The following is a 21,641-nucleotide window of genomic DNA, read 5'->3' as shown; positions in this document are numbered from 1 at the left end:
GCTTAAATCCTTACATCGTGGCGTTGGTCACGCCCCCAAACCAAATTGATGATCGCTCGTGAAGCAAAAATGCCCGTGAACATACTGGTTAGAAGACCTAAGCCTAGAGTCAGAGCGAAGCCCTGAATCGGTCCATTACCAATGGTGTATAGAGCCACAGCAACGATCATGGTGGTGACGTTAGCATCGAAAATTGACGAGAATGCGCTATCGAAACCACGATCGATAGAGCTAGCAAAGCTGCGCCCTTCTTTCATCTTGTCTCGAATACGCTCGAAGATAAGCACGTTAGTGTCTACCGCCATACCGACGGTCAGTACCAAGCCCGCAATACCCGGCAGAGTTAACACCGCACCCGGTAGCAAGGCAATCAAACCAAACAACGTGGTCATGTTAACCACCAATGCACAGTTCGCGACCCAACCAAGGCGGCGGTACCATAGCGCCATAAACGTGAGAGTCAGACCAAGGCCAAGAGCCAAAGCAGCAAAGCCATTCGTTACGTTTTCAGCACCCAGAGATGGGCCAATAGTACGCTCTTCAATGATGGTAACAGGCGCTGTTAATGAACCGGCACGTAGCAATAGAGCAAGCTCTTGTGCTTCTGCCATGCTGCCTACACCAGTGATTCTGAAGCGGCTACCCAGTTGAGATTGGATGTTCGCCACACTGATTACTTCGCTGGTTTTTTCGCTGTTACCGGCTCTGTCACGGCTGTATTCGCTGTAAACGGTCGCCATTGGCTTGCCGATGTTATGGCGAGAAAACTCAGACATTTTCTTACCACCAGAAGAATCAAGCGTGATGTTTACTTCTGCACTGCCCATTTCACCAATGCCACTGCGTGCATCGATAATGTATTCACCGCTCAGCACTGCTTTGCGAGCAACCACTACGCGATTACCATCTGAATCTTTCAGAGTTTGAGTATTGCGCGTTGCGTTGTCGTATACAGAGTAGAACGCTAATGAAGCCGTAGCACCAATCACGTCTTTCGCAGCTGCAGGGTCTTGTACACCCGGTAATTCGATACGGATACGGCTTTCACCTTGGCGTTGAATCGATGCCTCAGTGATGCCTAGCTCTTCAATACGGCTGCGCATGATCTGCAGGTTTTGTTGAACCGTTAGATTACGTAGCGTTCTTTGCTCTTCTTCAGACTGAGTTAACGTTAGCGATTTATCTGAACGGTCACGTTGCCATTGTGGGAACTCTTCGCGAATCAGTTTCTGTGCTTTCTCGAAATCGGCATCAGTACGGAAGTTAAACTCAACTTGGTTGTTCACCACTTTACCGCGTGCATAACGCACTTGGCTGGTGATTTCATCGACTACAGATTGCGCTTGTGCGTGGTAAACCGGTTCCATGTCTACTTCTAACAGGAACTGCACACCACCACGTAAATCAAGGCCTAGCTGAATCGGTGCGAAGCCCATGTCAGTCAGCCATTTCGGAGCTGCTGGCTCCATCGCTAGCGCAACCGTCGCGTTGTCCAATAGGCGCTCATTCAGCACCTCTTTAGCCTTCGCTTGTTGTTCTGCGTCTTCCAAGATTACGACTAAACGTTGGTCTTTTTGAAATGCCGATTTGGCTTGAATGCCTTCGCTCGCAAGGTATTGGGTAATTTGGCTAGCATCGATGGTCTGTTCAGAACGGTTGTTAATTTGAACCGACGCATTCTCGCCATACCAAGAAGGTAAAGCACTCAGAACCATGATGATAATGGTGGCGATAAGCACCGCGTATTTCCACTTTGAGTAGTGGTTAATTTGTTTTCTTTGAATGCGTTTTTTCACAGTCAAGATCTCTTCTTTCTACCAATCACCGTAAATACGTGCTCAAAAATAGCACCAGAAAAAAGCAGTGATCGAGCATTTTAACCAGCTAGGGTGACCAGTTATTTACTACGATTGGTATGTCTAATATTTTGCGAACACGAGCGATGGCTAATCACGACCAGAACAAGCTGATTGAAAGATAGTGATGCTAAAGCTGATGTCGCTATGTTTGTCTTGGTTAACTGGCGAGTTCAATGGGCACTAGGCGACCATCGATACGACCAATTTAGGGTCAAACGATTAGCTAAGAAGTTCTCGGAAATGCGAGTATTGGATGTTGCCCTCTTTCCACCCCGAAAGCCGGGAAGACGGAGAACTCACAATACTGGTCCAGTGCAGCTTGGAATCCAACAACGGCGTGTTGAAGAGCAGGGAAGCCAGTATTGAGGGGGGAGAGAAGTCAATCAGTAGATGATAAGCAGGCTCAAGATCGGCCACGCTTTCTTGCTCGTTACTGAGCATACGTCTGAAGTTTGCTGCTTGAAGGCTTGATTCGGTGTCGTGATAGTTAGAACTGTCACCAGAAGGCACGGTGCCAAACTGAGCCTTATCGCACTCTAAGTAGCTCGACGGATTATCCGTATCAGCTTGTTTACAAAGATCATTCTGTGAAGATTGCTCTTGAGCCGAGTATATTTGAAATGGCTTAGAAGGAAACGAATAGCCGTTAGAATTCACTAAGCCAAAGCTCAGTAAAAACAACATTAAGACTAATCGGGTACCCAGTTTAAGCAATCTAATATCCAAACAACATTCTCGTAGATCGTCAATCTACAATACAAATGAAACGCTGTCTTGATTTAAAACATTTTTTTAGAAAATGATACGATGCAACCGATTAAGCGATCTCAAAATTTAGATTTACATAGATCTAAAACGGCTTAACAACAGGTGAGGCATAGACGTTATGAATGGTGGGAAAACAAGAAAGCCAAGCGGTGCTCGCTTGGCTTTGAGTTGTCTCTTTCTGTTGGTTTCAAGCTTTAGGCTTTAGGCTTTAGGCTTTAGGACGCATGATGTTCTTAACCTTACGGCTATTTTCACCAAAGATGCGTTGGACAAGTTGATTCATGTCTTCCGCAGTGATCGACCTTGCCACTCGCTCAACTTGAGACAAAGCTTCGATATCGTAACCATGAAGTAAATAACGAGACAGGTACCATGCTTGGTCAATAGAGCTCGTCTCGAGAGGCGTGAAGTCCGCTTCAAACTGTTTCACGACTGCGTGCATTTCCTTTTCAGAGACGCCTTGTAAAAGGTCTGCAATCACTTTATCGATCGCCACTTCGACTTGGTCAACGTTCTCCGGCGCTACCATCGCCCCGATAACCCACTCACCACTCAGCTCACTATCTGCGGATGCTGAATACGCATATGGCGAGTAATCTAAGCTCAACTCTTCACGAATATAGGTATCTAAACGAGTCGCCAGCAAGCGCTGCAGCAAGTCTTCCATGAAAACATCTTTTGCCGACATTTTAACTTCAACGCTAGGCTCAGAGATAACTCGTAGGATGTACTCTGCACTATTCACATTGTTGATCGCTAAATCAATGCGTGATTCAGATGGCTGCTTGTAAGCCACCTTAAATTCAGGAACCTCAGCTTTTTCTAATGGAATCGAAGCCAAGTATTGCTCAACCAAAGGCTTTAATTCACTTGGGTCGATGTCACCCACGATCACCAATTGGTTATGCCTCATTTGACCAAACAATTGCTGATGAAGATTAGCGACGTCTTCCACAGAAACCGCTTCAACACGTTCTTTATCAACAAAGAGGTGGCCACTGTCTTGACGATAGATATTCTGGTTTCTTGCGCGCTCAAACTGACCGACAGGGCTGCTCAAGAAAGATTCTTGACCTTGTACAAACTCCTGTTTCACTGCCTCTAACTGCTCGGGAACAATTTTAGGCGCAGTTATGAAGGTATAAAGCGCAGCAAACGTATCTTTAAGTCCGTCTTTATTGATATTAAATTCAATACCATGACGAGTATTACCAATGAAAGAATCGGCGCTAATATTTTCACGATCAAAGTACGCTAAAAGCTCAGAGCCCGTAAACTCACCGACACCACTTCGAGCGAAGGTAGGTAACGCAACCTCAACAGCTGGGTACAAGCTCGGATCCAAAGCGGCTTTTCCGCCGAGGCTCATGTACATCACCCCAACATCATCACCTGCCTCATAATCACGCAGGTACCACATGTCGATGCCATTGCTTAACGTCCACTTTTGGATGTATGGGTCAATAGACATTTGTTCAGCAAGTACAACCTCGCCTTGCGAGCTAGGTACAGCAAAAGCGCTGGCTGTTCCAATCGCAAGCGGCGCAACTCCCGCCTCGCTATACGTGGCTTTTAAACTATCGAGAGAGTTGATGATCGCGGTTCTGTCTTCGGAGTCATCCATCCCAATAACAATAAAGTAATCATCAGAAAGTAGATTCTTGATGTTGTCGTTAATCACTTCAAGGCTCAAGTTAGCGATGAAAGCTTCCAAGCTTGCTTGATAATCTTTCTGTGATTGGACGATTCGATCTGTGACTAACGCACTCACTTTGTAATTCGCGTGTTCAACACTGTCCATTTTATCCCAGTTATGCTCGATGTTATCCAGCAAGTCTTGGTAGTAGTACAGTTCGCCAGCAATATCCGTTTCCGAAACACCAAAATCACGCAATGATGCCAATGTAGAAAGCAGATCTTGTTGGATAACTTCACGGTCTCCAGCCGGAAACCCAACACTTATTGACGAATAGTAAAAAGCGCCCATTCGATAACTATCAGATGCAATCCATTGAGTCGGGAACGCGGCATCATTGAACACCGCTTCTAATCGTCGTTGAATCAATTGCTGAGCGGTTTCATCTAACCTGCGTTGATTCTGCTGAGCATGATTTTCAACTATATTTGAACCGCGGTTAAACGTCAGAGTGATGCTTGGCGCTTCTCTTCCTGCGTACTCAACATAATCATCTTCATTGAATGAGGTCGTTTTCTGTTTCTCTGGTCTCGGCGTATCGCCACGCTCCCAGCTAGAAAACTTTTCTTCAATAAGTGGAATCACAGTTTTGATGTCCACATCACCAGAAACGACCAGCTCAACTATTTGAGGTTGATACCAAGTCTGATAAAAGTTGGTGATGCCTTGAGGAGTAGCATTCACGATCGACGATTTAGTCCCTAATGCATCTTGCGATTCGTACGGGCCGCCTTCAACGAAGTAATCATAATATATATCTCCGAATGACTTATCATCGAGGCGAGCCATACGGAACTCACCAAGAACCACGCCTTTTTCTTTTTCGACTTCTGAACTTGATAGATCCAGGCCATCACCAATGTCACGCATCCACGTCAAAGCAGACTGCAATTGGATGTTATCTGGCAAATCTAACTGGTAGACCGTCTCTTCATAAGAAGTGTAGGCATTAATATCAGCACCAAAGCTAGCGCCTGCGTCTTCGAATAGACGAATCACATCATTTTGAGAGAAATTCTTACTGCCATTGAATGCCATGTGTTCCAAAAAGTGCGCGTAGCCTTCTTGTTGAGAAGTCTCTTGAATCGAACCGGCGTGCACGACTAAACGAACAGATACGGATTCTTCATGATCTGGATAAACATGATAAGTAAGGCCATTTTCTAGTTGGCCTGAAGTCCATGCCGGATCCGGCTGGATTGGCGTTTCGGTAGTTTTTGATGTTGAGCTACAGCCAACTAAGGTGAGGCATAGAGCCGTCGCTAAATAATATGTTTTCATAACAACCTCTTAATGTTATTCATCGACAATATACAGATTGAGCTAACGATTATTATTTAATATTGAACCTGATGAGTATCTTTGTGATCTAGATCTTTATTTTATAAATCATAAATCGTTATGTAAGATCGCTGTGCTCATTTAAAGTGGTGTTTTGATAAGAGCCTAATACATCGATTTTAGACTCGCTTGTCAGTGCAATAAAAAAAAGCCAAATGCTTGAACATTTGGCTTGTAAGTGAATCCACATATAAAAAGTAGAAGCGGCTTTCAAGAAAACCACTCACCTAACTAGACCTAACCTTGTGGGCTTAACAAATTCTTCAGCTGATAGCTGTTATCACCAAAAATTTCTTTCGCATACTCTGTCATGTCTTGACTAGAAATTGAGTCTGCCGTCCCCTGCAGGTCGAACAACACCTCAAAACCATAGTCATGAATCAAATAACGAGAAATAAACCAAGCTTGTTCGGTAGGCTTATATTTAAGTGGAGTAAGGTCCGCTACAAGCTGCTTAGCGGCCGTCCGAGTCTCATCTTCAGAAATCCCTTTTGCCGCTTCAGCAATGACCTTATCAATCGCCTGTTCAATTTTATCTGAGTTTTCTGGAGCCGTTAAAGAGCCGATTAACCAGTCATAACTCGGCTCACTGTCTTGTGCAACCGAGTACACATAAGGCGCATAATCCAAACCTAACTCTTCACGAACATAAGCCGTTAAACGGCTCGACAACACGCGCTGAAGCATATCGTCCATAAACACATCTTTTGCGGTTTGATCCCGAGCTTGCTGGGAAATCACACGCAATAAATACTGACTGCTGTCTTCATTATTGACGGATATATCCATTCGTTCTTTCGAATCAGGACTATAAGCCACCTGATAATCAGGAGACACAGCGGCTTCTAATGGCAACGATGCAACGTATTGACGCACAAGAGGCTTAATTTCAGCGGGGTTAATATCAGCAACAATAACCAATGTATTGTCTCTTAATTTTTGAAAGAGTTGATGCTGTACGTCTAGTATATCTTGCGACGTGACATCTTTAATATCGTCACTTTCAAGCATCATGTGACGGCTGCTTGTTTGATAGCTATTGCGATTAACCATCTGAATAAACTGACCAACTGGTGTTTCTAAATATGCTGTACGATCTTGAGCAAATTCAGACTTCACAGCCTCAAGCTGGGCACTGTCTATTTTAGGTTCGGTTACAATGGTATGGAGCGCAGCTAAACCCTCTGCAAGCGTCTTTTTCTTGGCGCTTATTTCTAAACCATGATGAGTAAAGTTGATAAAGGGGTAGATTTCAATGTCTTCGCGTCTCAAGTGAGCGGTGAACTCCGAACCACTAAATTTACCAACACCACTGCGAATCGAAGCTGGCAGAGCAATCTCTACAGCAGGAAACAGCGAAGGACTCAGCGCCGCTTTCCCCCCCTCACTTGCATAGTAAACCCCAACACTATTACCAGCCTCAGAGTTACGGAGATACAAAACTTCAATGCCGTTGCTTAGTGTCCATTGCTTCAAATTAGGATCGTCACTCACCTGAACTTGTTTTACAATTTCACCTTGAGACGCTGGTACACTAAACGCCGAGCTTGCAGTAACGAGCAATGGTCTGTTACCTGTCTTTTTATAGGCTTTTCTGACATCTTTTAGCTCGTTATTCATTGCCTGCAAGTCTTCTTTAGACGATAAACCTAATCCCAAAATATATGGACTAGAAAGTAAATCATCTAAATTATCATTTACGGCTTCTAGATCCGTACTCGAAAGAAACTCTTTCAAGCTCGACTTATAATCAAGCTGTGATTGAACCGTTTGGTTAATCACCAGCGCCGTCGACTTACCGTCAGCATGAGCTACTGCGTCCATTCTCTCCCAGTTAGCTTGAATGTCATCAAGGTTAGCTTGGTATTGCTGTATCACACTCGTGAATTCATATTCGCTCACACCATAATCACGCAATGAGGCGAGAGTAGAAATAAACTGCTGCTGGCTTTGCTCTCGACTATCGATAGGAAAGCCAACCGTAGTAATGGAATACCTTTGGTACTCTAAGAAATAGGGAGTCGAAGCAACCCATTGCACTGGCAATGCAGCGTCAACAAAATCTGAATTCAACCTTTGTTGGATGAGTTGTTGAGCAATATCATCTAGCCAAAGCTGATGTTGTTGCTCATGGCTCTGTGTCACTCTTTGCCCACGCTCAATCACTATCCCGATGCTCGGTGGCTCGCTCCCAGCTCCATACGCCACAAAATCTTGAGTATTGTAATCCGCTGACGTGTTCTTCACGGGAACCGGTGTTGTGCCTCTTTGCCAATCAGAGAAAGTTTCTTCAATCAAAGGGATCACTTCTGCCAGAGTGATATCACCAGAGACAATCACCTCGGCTAACTGAGGTTGATACCAGGTTTGGTAATAGTTATTTAACTCTTGAACATTCGCATTAGAAACGGATTCTTTATTGCCAATGGGATCGTTGGTTTGGTAATTCGTGCCTTCAACCATATGATCGTAGAATTTAAATGAGAGAGGCTTATTTTCAACTCGTGTGTGTCGAAATTCTCCTAATATCACCCCTTTCTCTTTTTCGATCTCAGCGCCGGACAGCAGTAAACCATCGCCAATATCTCTAAACCATGCCAACGCTTTATCTAGATTCTTGTTGTCGGGTAGATCTAACTTATAGAGGGTTTCTTGATAAGAGGTATAAGCATTTAAGTCAGCGCCAAAGCTAGCACCAGATTGCTCAAATAACTCTACTACATCATTCCCTGAAAAATTGTTGCTGCCATTAAACGCCATGTGCTCAACAAAATGGGCATAACCTTTTTGTTGATCGCTCTCTTGAAAAGAGCCGGCATGCACAAGTAAGCGTACCGATACTGGTTGTTCTCGGTCAGGGTAAACGTGGTAGGTTAAACCGTTATCTAATTCACCTGTGACCCAATATGGATCGGATTTCAATAACGTTTGTTGATGAGGAGTAGAACTGCAACCTAGCAATGTGGAGCTCAATACGACGACTAAATAGTATGCTTTCATAACGATCTCTTTGAAGGGCTTTGCTTCAATATATCCGATCGCCAAAGTGTAATAATTCGCCATTAAATCAAACGACTAAAATTTTAGAGTCACTCGATATAAATATGAAAGTGTTTAATTTATAAATTACATGAATCAATTATAAAGGTGATATGTCGCGCCTTTTGCTCGTACGCTACATACCCTTAAACAACGCTTGCGAGGCACGGCTGATCGGTAGCTTTTCCCCTGACACATACGCCGACATCTGACCTGAGAGCCCTTTCTTCACCTTATCAATGGCGGAAACTTTCACTACCACTGAACGGTGGATTTGCCAAAACTCATCAGGATTGAGTTGCGCTATCAACTCTTTTAGTGACACGCGAAGAATATACTCCTCTAGCGATCCCCCTTGACCCTTCTTAAATATAGACACGTACTTGTCTTCTGCTTTGAAGTAAGCGACATCATCGACGGCGATTAGGTGAATGTCTTCCCCTACACTGGCTTTGAGCCATGTGAGATACTTTTTCTCCGATAGATAAGGAGGCTGCGTTTGCTGTGACGTCGACTGGGATAGTTGTTGAAGCTGAGCCATTAACGCCGTGATATCGGGCTGTTCTGGCGTGGTACCTGTTTGTGTTTGATTGCTCGACAGACGCGCTTGCACTTTCTGACATGTGGCCAGTAAACGCTCTTCATTGATTGGCTTAAGCAGGTAGTCCATCGCATTGTGATCAAAAGCTTTGACCGCGTATTCGTCATAAGCCGTGATAAACACAATCAATGGCGGTGAATCTAACTTGTTGAGTTGTTTCGCCAGAGAGATACCATCCAGTTCCGGCATACGAATATCGAGAAAAGCCACGTCGGGCTTAAGCTGCTGAATACTCTCCATCGCCTCCAAACCGTTTTGTGCTTTACTGACGATTTCTAACTCCGGCCAAACCTCAGCAAGGCTCTTGTCTAAGTGGTGCCTTAACAGTGCTTCATCGTCTGCGATTATCGCCGTTACGCTCGGCTGTACTGTTGGGTTGTTCATGGTTAGTCCTTTAAATTCACACTGTAAATCGTCTATTTTGCGTCACTGTTCGGTGTTTTCTGATCTGTAATTCTAGGCGGCTGCCTCAGTCAACGGTAACAAGATCGTCGAGACTACCCCGCCTTCAGCGTGTTCAGTAATCGTTAGGCTCGCCTTATCACCATACAGGGTTTCGATTCTTTGACGAATATTGCTTAACCCAACACCGTGACCCGTATTCGCAGAAGGCGTTTTCAACCCAGCGCCATTATCAGCCACTTCAATTTTTAGCTGCTGTGCTTGTTGAGTAATACGAATATTCACTTGGCCACCAGCGGCTTTGGGCTCGATGCCGTGCGTGAGTGCATTCTCGACCAAAGGTTGAATCAAGAACGGTGGAATCACCTGCAAATCGCTAATCTCGTGTGTTTCAATCGAGAACGTTAAGCGCTCACCCAAGCGTATCTTTTGGATATTAAGATAAGCGTCTAACAAGTCGACCTCTTGTGCGATGGTCGATTGTTCAGTGCGGCTGTTTTTCAGAGTTACACGCAATAAGTCAGTCAGTTTTTCGAGCATCAACTTGGCTTTCGCGCTGTCACTCTCAATCAATACATTGATGGTCGCAAGCGTGTTGAACAGGAAGTGCGGCTCAATTTGGCTTTGCAGCTGTTTTAACTGGCTAAGTACAACGACCTTTTCTTGATCAGATTGGCGACGCTTCGCCACCTCTAATTCATTATCGGCACGTAGCTGCTGCTCTCTTGTGTAGAAATAGTAATAACAAACGGAACAAAAGATCACACCAAGCAGCATCACAGACTTAAGATCGGAAAGGTTAGAGCCGAAAAAGCCGTTCAACCAATAGTGTGCATTCAAGGTACCAAGGGTCATTGCAATCACCATTGATACCCCTACATCAAATGCCTTTGATTTCCTTTTGAATAGTTCAACCAACACAAACGAAGAGCCAACTGCGCTGTAGCCAAAGCCAAAACTGATTGCCAGGTTAACCGTTAATCCGCCGCCCCAAATCGTATGGGTTGTAATCGCAATAAGAACACAAAATAGCGTGGTGAACGCGAAACTCTTAATCCATGAAAATCGACTGTTTGAAGAAGTGTCCATTAAAATCGTCCTTTGATATTTAAGAGAATCATATGACTATCGGGTAAACTGGCGTAAGCAGAATCACTTTTACCACCTAGAAAGCGTGCAGCAAGTTCCAAATCCAACGATGAATTGCCATTATCTAAAGCCTGATAATTGAGCCACTGAGTCGCAATAAAACCGCCATCTTGAGGAGACAACATGACATCGAATGTTGGCGTGATATCTTCAAGCCAGCCATGTGTCGAATCCAGAGACCAATGAAACATGATGTTGTGTTGAACCAAATTGGCGTGCTGATAGCCTTGAGCATAAGAACCTACCAACGAAGATGTCATCGGATTAACCGACAAAGACTCTGCACTTTCTATCGCGCTTTGCCACTCAGAATGACTCCAAGCACGGCTATCAAACCAGTATTCCAGCACCACATTATGGCCCGTGTCATTGGCCCATGTTAATCCTGCTAACGCTTGATAAGCCTCGCCCTGCTCTTCAAGATAAACCGGTTTAAGCATTGAATCCGGCTGACTGTAGCCAAGGCTTTGTCGCTGATAAACCACCGAGCCATGAAACTCCCAAGCGAGATTCAACACCGACACTAAACTCGCCCCAAGTAAGCCATGGCGTACATCGTCGTAATAAGCGACCCACTGATATTCGTGGTCGCCAACCAGATTGTAACGACGTATCCCAAAGCCTTGTTGCTGATTCTGCTTTTCGAATTCATTTACGTCTTGGGAAGTCCATGACGAATCGCTGTAAAGCAGTGTCCATTCGCCCGTCATATCGAACAGTGACGCTGAAGCCACACCGGCGCCCTCTTCTGCGACAATGCCAACAGGGTTTTGTCGGTAAGGCTTGATAATGTCTAACGGTCGGTAGCCATAACCAACACCCCAATCTAGGCGAACCTTACCGAGTGTCACATCAAGGTAGTGATCACCGAACGCTGAATTAGACAGTTCAACACCACCTTGCCAAAACAGCTCGCGCGCAATGAATTCCGATTCAAAGCTCGCGTCTTGGTCTTGAGGAGTATTAGTCAAAATATCATTGGCTTTCACGGCAAACAGGCCAAGCCAATTGCCATATCCAACTTCAAGATCCAACAAACCATTGAGTGACTGACGATTATCAGATGCAAAAGGGCTAAATGGCGACTCTCGCGATTCAACGGCTTCAGCACTCAGTTGCCAGTCCCACGCTAGGCTCAGATCGTCCGCTTGAGTCGTGTTACTCACACAAGACAATGCAAGAAAGCTAGCGATTAAAGGCTTAATGTGGAATCGACGACTAGAAGCTTTCATGGCACCCACCTAAAGCCCAGACACGCTATTACGTGATAAGTAAGCAGGGTTGTAGTATTTGTCCGCTAAAGCTTGTTCGCTTACCTCGCGGTACTCAATCACGGTTTTCTTACTTGGTTGAATCTTATCGAGCAAAGTCATCGAAACTACACTTGGCAAGCCATCTCGCACGCCTTCAGTAAACCAAGCTTGCTTGGCTAACTTACCTGAACGCAGATACAGATCCGCTTTAACAGGAAACGCTCGGTCTGCCGTTAACCACAGATCAATCGATTGATAGCTGGCACCCTTGGTTTTCGCCGTTAGCTTTAGATGATAAGTATCGAGTGTCTCGCCAGTCGACCTCTCAACCTGTTGCTCGGCAACCCACTTACCTTGGTAATCTTCGCTCCAAGTGAGCGTCGAAATGTCCCCTACCGAAGCTTCACCCAAGAGTTTCTGCATTGGTGTGATTCGGATAGGTCGGCGCGATTTCGGCATCAGTAACCAATAGTTGTCCTCTATCATCAGCATCTTTTGACCCGCCTCGACCGCCGACTTGAACACGACCAGCGACTCTCGGTTTGGTCTTGTGTAGACGTTGTATTCGCGGGTTTTGTCTAGTTGCTCGTCTTGATATAGCGCGACCAGAGATACCACTTTTGATGCCTGTTCGCTGTTCAAACGGTAGCTGTCTGCCTTAGCAATCATCTCGGTGACTTGTTGTGAATCGACTGCCCAGCTTGGTGTCGATGCTAGAACCAAAACCAATACAGAACCTAAAACAGTGAGTGAACGAGTAAATTTATACATAAACCAGCGCCTCCGTGATTGGCTTATTCACGCATTTGCGAGCAGAAAAATAAGCAGCTAGCAAACATATCGTCAACACACCTAAAGTGGCGTAACCAACTAATTCCAATGAGAAGTAAATGTTGAGTGGGTAACCCTCGGTTCTGCCGGGAGGTGGTGGCATTTGGATATCCACCACCAGCAATAACACCGACACGAAGCCACTCACTAACGCGCCGATCGCGCTGCCAATCACAGCCAACAATCCCGCCTCTTTTAAGAAACCTGCGACGATTTCAGACGGGTAACTGCCTAGTGCCGACAAGGTCCCAATTTCACGAGTACGCTCGGTCACCGACATGGTCATGGTGTTAAACAACGACACAAACACTACCAATGCCATCACCGCGCCCATGATGCCGAAGATACGGTCGTAAAGATCTTTCACCTTGGTGTAGAAAAACGCGCGATCTTGCCACGGGGTGATCTCGATCTCTGTGCCTTGATCGCTTTGGCTCGCACTATTTCGATCTAAAGCTGTTTGGATACGCTGTTGAACGGTCGAGGTCTTGCTTGTCTCAAATAAGAACACCGACAAGGTACTGACTTTGTCTGAAGCCAAAAGCTCTTGAGCGGTGGTGATATGAACGTAAAGCTGACGCTTATCCAGCTCAGGCACTCCTGTCGAGTAAATACCCTGCACCTTAAAATCAAAAGCGTTCAATGCGCCGTCACTGGTAGTCGCGAGCAGTGTCACCCAATCACCAACCGCAACTTTGAGGTTGCGAGCAAGGCCAGTTCCCAGCATCACTTGTGGCTCTTGGCTGTCGTATCTGGGAGATTTCACATCTGAGAGAGTTTGACCACTGCGCACATCAAGGAATGGACCTTTCATGTCGAACTCACGCTCATTAACACCCGTTCCCATAAAGATGGTCGACTTGCTGCCGTTAGAAACCAAGCCGCTAAAAGAGACCCTAGGCTGCACACCACGCACGTCGCTGTCGCCAATAATGCTCTTGGTTAGGGCTTGAACATTGTCTAGACCATTGCTCAGCGGCATGTCTTCATCTTGCTCAAAATATCCCGGCGTACTCAAAGTAAGATGACCAGTATCGCGCGCGGTCGATTCACGCAGAGATTCATAGGTATAAAGCCCATAACCTCCAGCCGAGGTCAGCGCAAATACGGCAATTGCGATGATCAATACCGAAAGCAGACTACGGCGACCGTTTCTCAATAAATTAAGCCACGCCAAACGCACCGAGGTAGGAAGCAAAAAAGTGCTCATTCTTTGTGTTAACTTGCCCATGAGATTGCCTCCATTGCTGTGGCTTGTAGTGCCAGTTGACCATCGATAAGTTCAATGACTCGGTCACAACGCTGCGCCATTCTTGGGTCATGCGTTGCGACAATAAAGGTGGTGCCCATTTCATGGCCGAGCTCTTTCATAATGTCGATCACAAGGTTGGCGGTGTGACTGTCTAAGCTAGCGGTCGGCTCATCGGCAATGACTAAGCTTGGGTTGTGGATTAGCGCTCTGGCTATCGCGACACGTTGCTGCTGGCCGCCTGAAAGATTGTCTGGGCGATGATGTACATATTCGCCTAGCCCAACACGCTCCAACATCTCTTGTGCTCTGGTCTGCTGTTCTTGTTTCGAACATTGGTTCAACATCAATGGGTAGGCCACGTTCTCAAGTGCCGTCATCACTGGAACCAGATTGAAGCGCTGAAACACAAAACCCAGCGACTGACGGCGAAAGCGTGCAGCGGCGATTTGCTCTGTCGGATACGGTTGGCCATCAATATTGATCTGTCCTCGATAGCTCATATCCAACAAACCAAGAATATTCAAAAGTGTGCTTTTTCCAGAACCCGACGGGCCACACAACGCCACCATATCACCGCGCCGGATATGTCCATCGACCCCGTTTAATGCATCAACACGTTGACCGCCTGTGACATATGCTTTGCCGATATCTTTAAATTCAATCATCCCGTTTTCCTCTGATTACTAACCAACTGTTTAGCTTCCATGCCCTTTATTTCGCTTTCGCTATTAGGGCCTTCGCAGTCATCGTTTCGATGTTGTCGGCATCGACCGTTTCCATTTGCTCTAGCCACGCTTGTGCTTGCGTTAGGTCTTCAGCACGAATCGATGCCTCAATCGCATAACGGTAAATCCACGATGTCACAGCGAAATGCTGTTGCTGGAAAGCATCTTCAGCCAATAGCGAGAGGAACAGGTCATAACCACGATCGAAATGATTAAACATGTCTGGCAGAGAGGTGTAAGTAACGGCGGCCATAGCGCGAGTCAAGTAAGAATCTGGCAGCCCTTGAACACGGGGTTGTTCATGAATTGGTTGGTCTTCGTCTTTCAGCAGCACCAGTGATTTATCAATGGTTGATAAGCCTCTCTCCACATACTTCATCTTGTTCCAAGGTAAGAACGCATCACGCCCCATCAGGGTTTCTGTGCTTCCTAAATAAACTAAAGTCAGTGGCGTAGCGCCGTCTTGTTGCAGCGTGTCATTAAGGCGTTCATAAGCCACCTCAACCAAGTCTTCATTGCCTTGCGCCGCTTGGTTGTAGATATCGAGCACGTCTGAACTCGGGTTCGCTAAAGCTAACGACGGTGCAAACGAAACAAGAGCAATCAGCAATGAACGCTTAAGCACAGAAGTTGTAGAGCCTGAATTAAATGAGTGTGAAGTAGTCATGATTTCTAATCCCTTTCAAATGTTGACGTTGAAAGGTTAACTAGAATTTGTCGTGCAGTTTTACCAATGCGACGAATGGTAATTATAAGGAGTGAATGGTTGAGAGGCGGTGTGAGTGGGGTCTCAACCTTATAGGAACTAGACGAACACTATTCGCATAATTAGCCATAGTTACCTCCCCCTCTAACTCCCCCTCAATCTGGGTTCATCAATATCTCTAGATCTTTAGCAGAGGGGGAGAACTTTCTTTAGCACTGAACATATATCGACACTTTTAACGATCGATGTTCTATTCCTCCCCTCTCCACGATCAGCAAGGGATCTACATATGAATCAAGGGGAGGCTAGGGGGGGATTTATTTTGGATTAACGCACTCGGCAGAGCTCAAACCAAAAAAATAGCCGCTAATCCGCGGCTATTTTTAGTTATCTAAACGAAGTTCCTATTACTTCGATCTTTCTACTTCTTTGTCTCTTCAACCACGGCTTTCATCAATACTGATGTATCCATGCGGCCTTGTCCTTCGGCAGACAGTGCCTTGTAGGCGTTGTTGGTCTTTTCAGTCAGTGGAAGCTGGATGCCTTGGCGCTCAGCTTCATCTAGACAGAAACCTAAGTCTTTGATCATCCAATCAATTGCAAAGCCAAAATCGAACTTGTCTTGTGCCATTGTGGTAGCACGGTTTTCCATCTGCCATGAGCCAGCAGCGCCGTTTTTAAGGCAATCAACCAGAGTTGGGATATCCAAACCTGATTTTTCAGCAAGCACTAAGCCTTCAGATAAGCCATTCAACACTCCTGCAATGCAGATCTGGTTAACCATTTTCGCGCGTTGGCCTTGGCCGACTTTACCCATAAGAACTGACGACTTACCGTAAGCTTCGAACACAGGTTGAAGGTCGTTGAAAAGCGCTTGTTCGCCACCACACATGATGGTTAGCACGCCATTTTCTGCGCCCGCTTGGCCACCAGATACAGGTGCATCCATAAAGCGAATACCGGCTTGCTTCGCTGCCACTTCAAGCTCTTCAGACAGAACTGCAGACGTTGTAGTGTGATCGACAAGAATCGCGTTTGGCTTCATCGCTGCCAATGCGCCTGTTTCGCTGGTTGTCATGCTGCGTACGTCGTCATCGTTACCCACACAAACCAATACCACGTCAGCTTCCGCTACACACTCAGCCACAGATTCAGCCGCTTTACCTTGGTGTTTATCAGCCCAGCCTAGCGCTTTGCTGTGAGTGCGGTTAAATACCGTTACTTCAAAACCGGCTTTGACTAGATGGCCTGCCATTGGGAAACCCATAACGCCTAGCCCGATAAAACTTACTTTCATTTCTTTCTCCTTTTATTTGACCAAACCATCGCTATGAAAAGATCGAACACTCTCAATCAATGCATCAATAAGCAGGGTCAAAGCCTTTGGCTGATATTTTCTTTCTTTGTACACTAAATACGCTTGGCGATCACCCCGATGATACTCAGGGAGTACTTAAATCAGATTCATGTCGGGATAAGACGAACAATATAATGAAGTTCAGAGATAAATCGCGACCAGAGAACGCTTTGTCAGCCGTACATTATGGAACGATGATCAAGGAAAATCAGGTATAACGTTCATAAAAAAACCGAGCACTAGGCTCGGTTTTTTAATAACTGTTGTTACTGTAAAGATTACAGCTCAGCGTTGTGGTAAACCTGCTGAACGTCATCACAGTCGTCAAGCATGTCTAAGAACTTCTGGAATTTCTCAGAATCTTCTTCAGCTACTGGCGTAGTTGTTTGAGGAACGAAAGTGATTTCCTCAACGTCTAGCGTTAGCTCTGGGAACGCAGTGTTTAGTGCAGTCTTCGTTTTGAAGAACTCAGTCGTTGGAGCGAATACAGTGATTACACCGTCTTCTAGCTCAACGTCAGTCACGTCTACGTCTTCCATCATAAGCGTTTCTAGGATGATCTCGTCATCTTCGCCTTTGAACTGGAATACAGCTTGGTGAGCGAACATGTGAGAAACAGTACCTTCAACACCGATTTTCGCGCCAGTCTTAACGAAACATTGGCGAACGTCTTGGAAAGTACGGTTGCCGTTGTCAGTTAGACAGTCAACGATTACGCTTGTGCCACCTGGGCCAAAACCTTCGTAGCGAGCTGGTTGGAAGTCTTCACCGCCGCCGCCGTTCGCTTTATCGATCGCTTTTTCGATAACGTGTGCTGGTACTTGGTCTTTCTTCGCTTTAGCAATCAGGTGCTTAAGAGGTAGGTTCATGTCTGGGTCAGAGCTGCCGTTCTTAGCCAGTACGTAAATCTCTTTACCGTATTTAGAATAAACTTTAATTTTTGCGCCTGCAGTTTTCGCCATTGAGGCCTTGCGCACTTCAAAACTTCTTCCCATCGGGATCTTCTCTCTGATTCAATTAACGGTGCAAATTCTAGCAAATTACTGTGTCATTTCAATTCTACAGCACTGCTGGGCAAGGTTTGTCTGCGTTTATGCGACACCCATTACCCGTTTGTATTTTTCTACAGACTGATCAAACCAAGCCTTTTCTTCTGGGTCACCTAGCTTCATTGCTTCTTCAACAATGGCTTCAGGGCCACATTTCGCTTGCTTCAGTTTCCATACAAGAAACGATGCTTGCTTATCCAGTTCGATTTTATTTTTCTCGCTGGGTGGAAGGAGTGAAAGGTTGATAGACATTGCTAGCCTTCGTCTGTAATACACTTGGCCGAGAAATATATCATAGAGCAGCCTCATAAAACCAATACTATGAGTAGTAGAAAGGATTTATGAGACAAGAAACCAAGCAAGTGCTGATGTAGGTCAAGCTAGTTTGGGAAAGTGCGTTTGGTGAAGAGCAACTAAAAAGTGAAAAGCAGAGTTTTGAAAGTTAGCTTACTAAACAACAAAAAGGCGTTAAGGATCGATCGATAATGATTGATAGAATAAAATTGGACCCTTAGATATCTTCTGATTTAGTTCAATAGCTCTTTTTATATCTAACCGCTTTCCATAAGCTAGCACTTCTCTTGTAGCCTCAACATACCCTTCTAATAACTCTAACGATGCTTCCATTCCGAGAATATGGAGATTCATTCTAGCCTTACGCAAAGTTAGATTACTATTGAATGAATTTAGGTAAGCTGTTTTCAAAGAGCCGTCATCGACTTGATCTCTTAGATAATTCGCTAATGTAGTCGTATAAATCGCCATTAAATGCTCAAATTCTGCTACATCATTTGCAGTTTTCATTAACAGATCATTCCGCAGCTTTTGAGCGTCTTTCTTTTCGTCATTGTCGTTATTCAACTTTGTTAAAAGATAAGTTGATGCTGCACCAACTAAACCACCACATAATGTCCCTAATACAGGAAACCCAGACTTAACTATATCGTTATATAATTGTATTTCTTCATTTGTCATTGTATTTGCACATTTTAATAGTAGTAAAAAGAAGGAGCGAGATTTAACCTATAAGTTGGCTCGTTTAACAACCTTCTGTGGCTAAAGAACTGCCAACATTCTCAGCACCTTTAAGTATATAAATTGAAGTGAGCCCTACTCCGGCAACAGATAGCGCGTGCTTCTACCACCAGAACCAGATTTAACTAAGCAGCCATGCTCAATCAAAGCGTTCAAATGACGTGTTGCTGTGGCACTACTCACCTTTGCTACTTTCTGATATTGGCTGGCATTGATACCTTCTGAAAAATCACCATCGAGCATCCTATTCAGCACTTTTACTTGCTCTGCTGTAAGCTTGGTTTGGTCGATGCTGCGCCAATAGTTGGTCTTATATACAGTTTGGTCGACCTCAGCGAAAACCCCTGTAAACGTCTCGTTTAACGTATCTAAGAACCACATCAACCATTCGCTAATATCGAGTCCCCCTTTCTGGGTTCGCTCCAATATCTCGTAGTAATGCTTGCGGTTAGCGAGAATCCCCACCGACATCGCATAGAAGCGTACCGACTGCTGCTCGGCCTGTGCTAACGCCAAGTCGGTCAACAATCGAGTAAGACGGCCATTACCATCATCTAACGGGTGTAAAGTGATAAACCAAAGGTGGGTTATCGCAGCTCTCAGTAACGGATCGAGTGATTCATCGGTAAGTGAATCATTAAACCATTTGATAAATGTATCTAGCTCAGCATCAAGAATGTCTCGGCTAGGCGCTTCAAAATGTACGGTCGGACGGTCAATTCTTCCCGATACCACTTGCATGGGAGTGTCGCCTCTTAGCTGACCTCCGACTACAGGGTTAAACATGGTGTAGCCTTGAGGAAACAGTCTATCGTGCCAATGTAAGATCCTATCAAGCGCTAGTGGCTCTGTTAGGTTCTGCACCGCATCCAACATAATTTCAGCTAGGCCATCGGTTTGTTCTGTCGTTGGAAAAGGTCGATCTTCACTGACACCGAGTTTATTGGCTAAAGAAGACCGGACCGAGAAAGCATTAAGCTTTTCTCCCTCAATCGCACTGGAATGGACTATGTTCGCTAATAAGGTGTCGAGCATGGTTTGGGATTGATCTGCCGACTGTGAGGTAATCTTGCCCAATAGAATGCCCTGATTAAGCCGTACTTCTCTTAACCTCACGCCTATTTTCTGATTATCCCAAACAAAGTTTGGCCAATTATCTTGCTGCCAAATCCACATATTACGCCCCATGATGCGAAAGTATCACTTATTCAACTCATACTATGAGCTGTTTAAGGCAATTATTCAACTCACATTATGAGCCGAATAATGAGTTAATCGCATCACAGAGGTTGCAAGAGTAACTTCTAACCTACAAAACTATTCACTCACCGCGAACACATCGCAGCGTGAGGCGCAGATGAAATCATTCTTGTGCAGGCCTTTGATTGAGTGGCTCCACCAAGTGACGGTGACTTTGCCCCACTCCAATAAGATCGAAGGATGATGGAACTCTTCTTCTGCCAATTCTGACACTTTGTTGCTGAATGCCCACGCTTGTTTGTAGTTCTTAAACTTAAACACTTTCTCAAGCTGCGGGATGCCGTCTCTTTCGATGATCTGCCAGTCTGACAACTCCAACAGTAAAGATTGTTGTTCATCTTCACTTAGGGCAATCGCGTCGATACTGCAGGCTTCGCATTTTTGTTCATTCAACATGTGTTGGTTCCTTGGGTTCAAAAAGTGGTGGTAGTAACCCCGCATCGATGGCGAGATCAGCTTGCTGTAATAGGTTTTCCTGACTGATTTTAAAGAGCTCAGATAGCTCGTCGATCACGTAATATTTCGGCTGCATGATGTCGATACGATAAGGCGTTCTTAAAACCGTTTGCAGATCGAACCGCTCGCGAACGGCCAAATCCCCTCCCAACGCATACATAGTTTCCGCTGGAGACGAAAGAATGCCACCGCCATAGATTTTCAGTTGTTGGCCTTCTTTTACTAAACCGAACTCAACCGTAAACCAATACAAACGGGCAAGATAAGCGCGCTGTTTAGATGTGGCGGCTTGGCCTAGTTTTCCATAATGCTCAGTGAAAGCCGCGAAATCGGCATTAGTGAGCATGGCACAATGGCCGAAAATTTCATGAAAGAAATCAGGTTCTTGTAAGTAATCGAACTCGTCTCGCGTTCTCAGAAATGTCGCAACTGGGAATTTCTTATTGGCGAGCAAATCAAAGAATCGGTCGAAATCGATCAATGCAGGCACAGGCTGAACTTGCCAACCGGTTGTTTCCATTAGCACTTTATTTATCTCTGGCAGCTGGGGAACTCTGTCTAATGGTAGATCCAGCAAGGTCAAACCGTGCAAATAAGCATCGCATGCGCGGTCATTAATCACGTCCAGTTGCCTTTTCACTAAGTCGTGCCAAATAGCGTCTTCTTCGAGGCTCCACTCAACCCATCCCTCTTGGCTCACGGGCTTAGAATGATATTGAGTCATTACACACCTCCTTTCGAATGTCTCACTTTAAGCCTATCTCCACTCCTTATAAGCGCCAATTTGCGCGATTTTTCGAAACAAGCGATCGTGTAACATTTTATTTACACAATTCCACCAAGCGCTTATTTTGCTGAACTT

General features: G+C 45.3%; 18 protein-coding genes and 1 pseudogene. All 19 read right to left on the bottom strand.

Translation table 11 applies throughout. The features are described 5' to 3' along the window. Positions 1-2 precede the first annotated feature (2 nt). On the bottom strand, positions 3-1,802 hold the full coding sequence (gene secD, locus AB4323_RS03990; RefSeq protein WP_372146321.1) for a protein translocase subunit SecD: 1,800 nt from the start codon (positions 1,800-1,802) through the stop codon (positions 3-5). A 276-nt stretch (positions 1,803-2,078) separates the two neighbouring features. After that, positions 2,079-2,543: a hypothetical protein gene (locus AB4323_RS03985; RefSeq protein ID WP_017072340.1), complete on the bottom strand. Its 465-nt coding sequence runs from the start codon at positions 2,541-2,543 to the stop codon at positions 2,079-2,081. Positions 2,544-2,835: 292 nt separating this feature from the next. Next, a complete protein-coding gene (locus tag AB4323_RS03980; RefSeq protein WP_372151678.1) occupies positions 2,836-5,604 on the bottom strand; it encodes a M16 family metallopeptidase in 2,769 nt (922 codons plus the stop codon). Between the two features lie 297 nt (positions 5,605-5,901). Next, complete coding sequence (locus AB4323_RS03975; protein WP_102428174.1) at positions 5,902-8,664, bottom strand: pitrilysin family protein; 2,763 nt, start codon at positions 8,662-8,664, stop codon at positions 5,902-5,904. Between the two features lie 175 nt (positions 8,665-8,839). After that, positions 8,840-9,688 (bottom strand): LytTR family DNA-binding domain-containing protein, encoded by an 849-nt coding sequence (locus AB4323_RS03970; protein ID WP_017066907.1) that lies wholly within the window; start codon positions 9,686-9,688, stop codon positions 8,840-8,842. Positions 9,689-9,760: 72 nt separating this feature from the next. Continuing rightward, positions 9,761-10,795 carry a sensor histidine kinase gene (locus tag AB4323_RS03965; protein ID WP_372151676.1) on the bottom strand — a complete coding sequence of 345 codons (1,035 nt, stop codon included), beginning with the start codon at positions 10,793-10,795 and terminating at the stop codon, positions 9,761-9,763. Further along, on the bottom strand, positions 10,795-12,087 hold the full coding sequence (locus AB4323_RS03960) for a hypothetical protein (protein WP_017066909.1): 1,293 nt from the start codon (positions 12,085-12,087) through the stop codon (positions 10,795-10,797). The genes AB4323_RS03965 and AB4323_RS03960 overlap by 1 nt, the downstream gene beginning before the upstream one ends. Positions 12,088-12,096: 9 nt before the next feature. After that, positions 12,097-12,879, bottom strand: coding sequence for an outer membrane lipoprotein-sorting protein (locus AB4323_RS03955; RefSeq protein WP_017065102.1), 783 nt, complete (start codon positions 12,877-12,879; stop codon positions 12,097-12,099). Continuing rightward, entirely contained in the window at positions 12,872-14,170 is a 1,299-nt protein-coding gene (locus AB4323_RS03950) for an ABC transporter permease (RefSeq protein WP_372151674.1), read from the bottom strand. Before AB4323_RS03950 ends, AB4323_RS03955 begins: the two co-directional genes overlap by 8 nt. Continuing rightward, positions 14,158-14,856 carry an ABC transporter ATP-binding protein gene (locus AB4323_RS03945; RefSeq protein WP_372151672.1) on the bottom strand — a complete coding sequence of 233 codons (699 nt, stop codon included), beginning with the start codon at positions 14,854-14,856 and terminating at the stop codon, positions 14,158-14,160. Before AB4323_RS03945 ends, AB4323_RS03950 begins: the two co-directional genes overlap by 13 nt. A 46-nt stretch (positions 14,857-14,902) precedes the next feature. Beyond that, the gene (locus AB4323_RS03940; protein ID WP_372151670.1) at positions 14,903-15,583 is read right to left on the bottom strand and encodes a hypothetical protein; all 681 of its coding nucleotides are present in this window, start codon (positions 15,581-15,583) and stop codon (positions 14,903-14,905) included. Between the two features lie 460 nt (positions 15,584-16,043). Further along, positions 16,044-16,919 carry an NAD(P)-dependent oxidoreductase gene (locus AB4323_RS03935; RefSeq protein ID WP_102428112.1) on the bottom strand — a complete coding sequence of 292 codons (876 nt, stop codon included), beginning with the start codon at positions 16,917-16,919 and terminating at the stop codon, positions 16,044-16,046. A gap of 12 nt (positions 16,920-16,931) precedes the next feature. Beyond that, positions 16,932-17,096, bottom strand: a pseudogene (locus AB4323_RS03930) (LysR family transcriptional regulator); the annotation flags it as partial. Between the two features lie 161 nt (positions 17,097-17,257). Next, positions 17,258-17,974, bottom strand: a complete 717-nt coding sequence (locus tag AB4323_RS03925; protein ID WP_010432326.1) for a YebC/PmpR family DNA-binding transcriptional regulator — start codon at positions 17,972-17,974, stop codon at positions 17,258-17,260. Between the two features lie 96 nt (positions 17,975-18,070). Continuing rightward, positions 18,071-18,280: a DUF3283 family protein gene (locus tag AB4323_RS03920; RefSeq protein WP_004732615.1), complete on the bottom strand. Its 210-nt coding sequence runs from the start codon at positions 18,278-18,280 to the stop codon at positions 18,071-18,073. 216 nt (positions 18,281-18,496) lie between these two features. After that, positions 18,497-19,003 carry a hypothetical protein gene (locus AB4323_RS03915; protein WP_017066729.1) on the bottom strand — a complete coding sequence of 169 codons (507 nt, stop codon included), beginning with the start codon at positions 19,001-19,003 and terminating at the stop codon, positions 18,497-18,499. Between the two features lie 135 nt (positions 19,004-19,138). Continuing rightward, the gene (locus AB4323_RS03910; protein ID WP_372151668.1) at positions 19,139-20,239 is read right to left on the bottom strand and encodes a Fic family protein; all 1,101 of its coding nucleotides are present in this window, start codon (positions 20,237-20,239) and stop codon (positions 19,139-19,141) included. A gap of 141 nt (positions 20,240-20,380) precedes the next feature. Further along, a complete protein-coding gene (locus AB4323_RS03905) occupies positions 20,381-20,719 on the bottom strand; it encodes a 4a-hydroxytetrahydrobiopterin dehydratase (RefSeq protein WP_017066731.1) in 339 nt (112 codons plus the stop codon). Continuing rightward, on the bottom strand, positions 20,709-21,503 hold the full coding sequence (gene phhA / locus AB4323_RS03900; protein ID WP_017065113.1) for a phenylalanine 4-monooxygenase: 795 nt from the start codon (positions 21,501-21,503) through the stop codon (positions 20,709-20,711). The genes AB4323_RS03905 and phhA overlap by 11 nt, the downstream gene beginning before the upstream one ends. Between the last annotated feature and the right edge of the window lie 138 nt (positions 21,504-21,641).

It is taken from the genome of Vibrio sp. 10N.261.52.C11 (assembly GCF_041471405.1).
GTDB lineage: Bacteria > Pseudomonadota > Gammaproteobacteria > Enterobacterales > Vibrionaceae > Vibrio > Vibrio crassostreae_C.
Note: the sequence above shows the minus strand (reverse complement) of the source record. Positions and strands in the feature narration are given on the sequence as shown.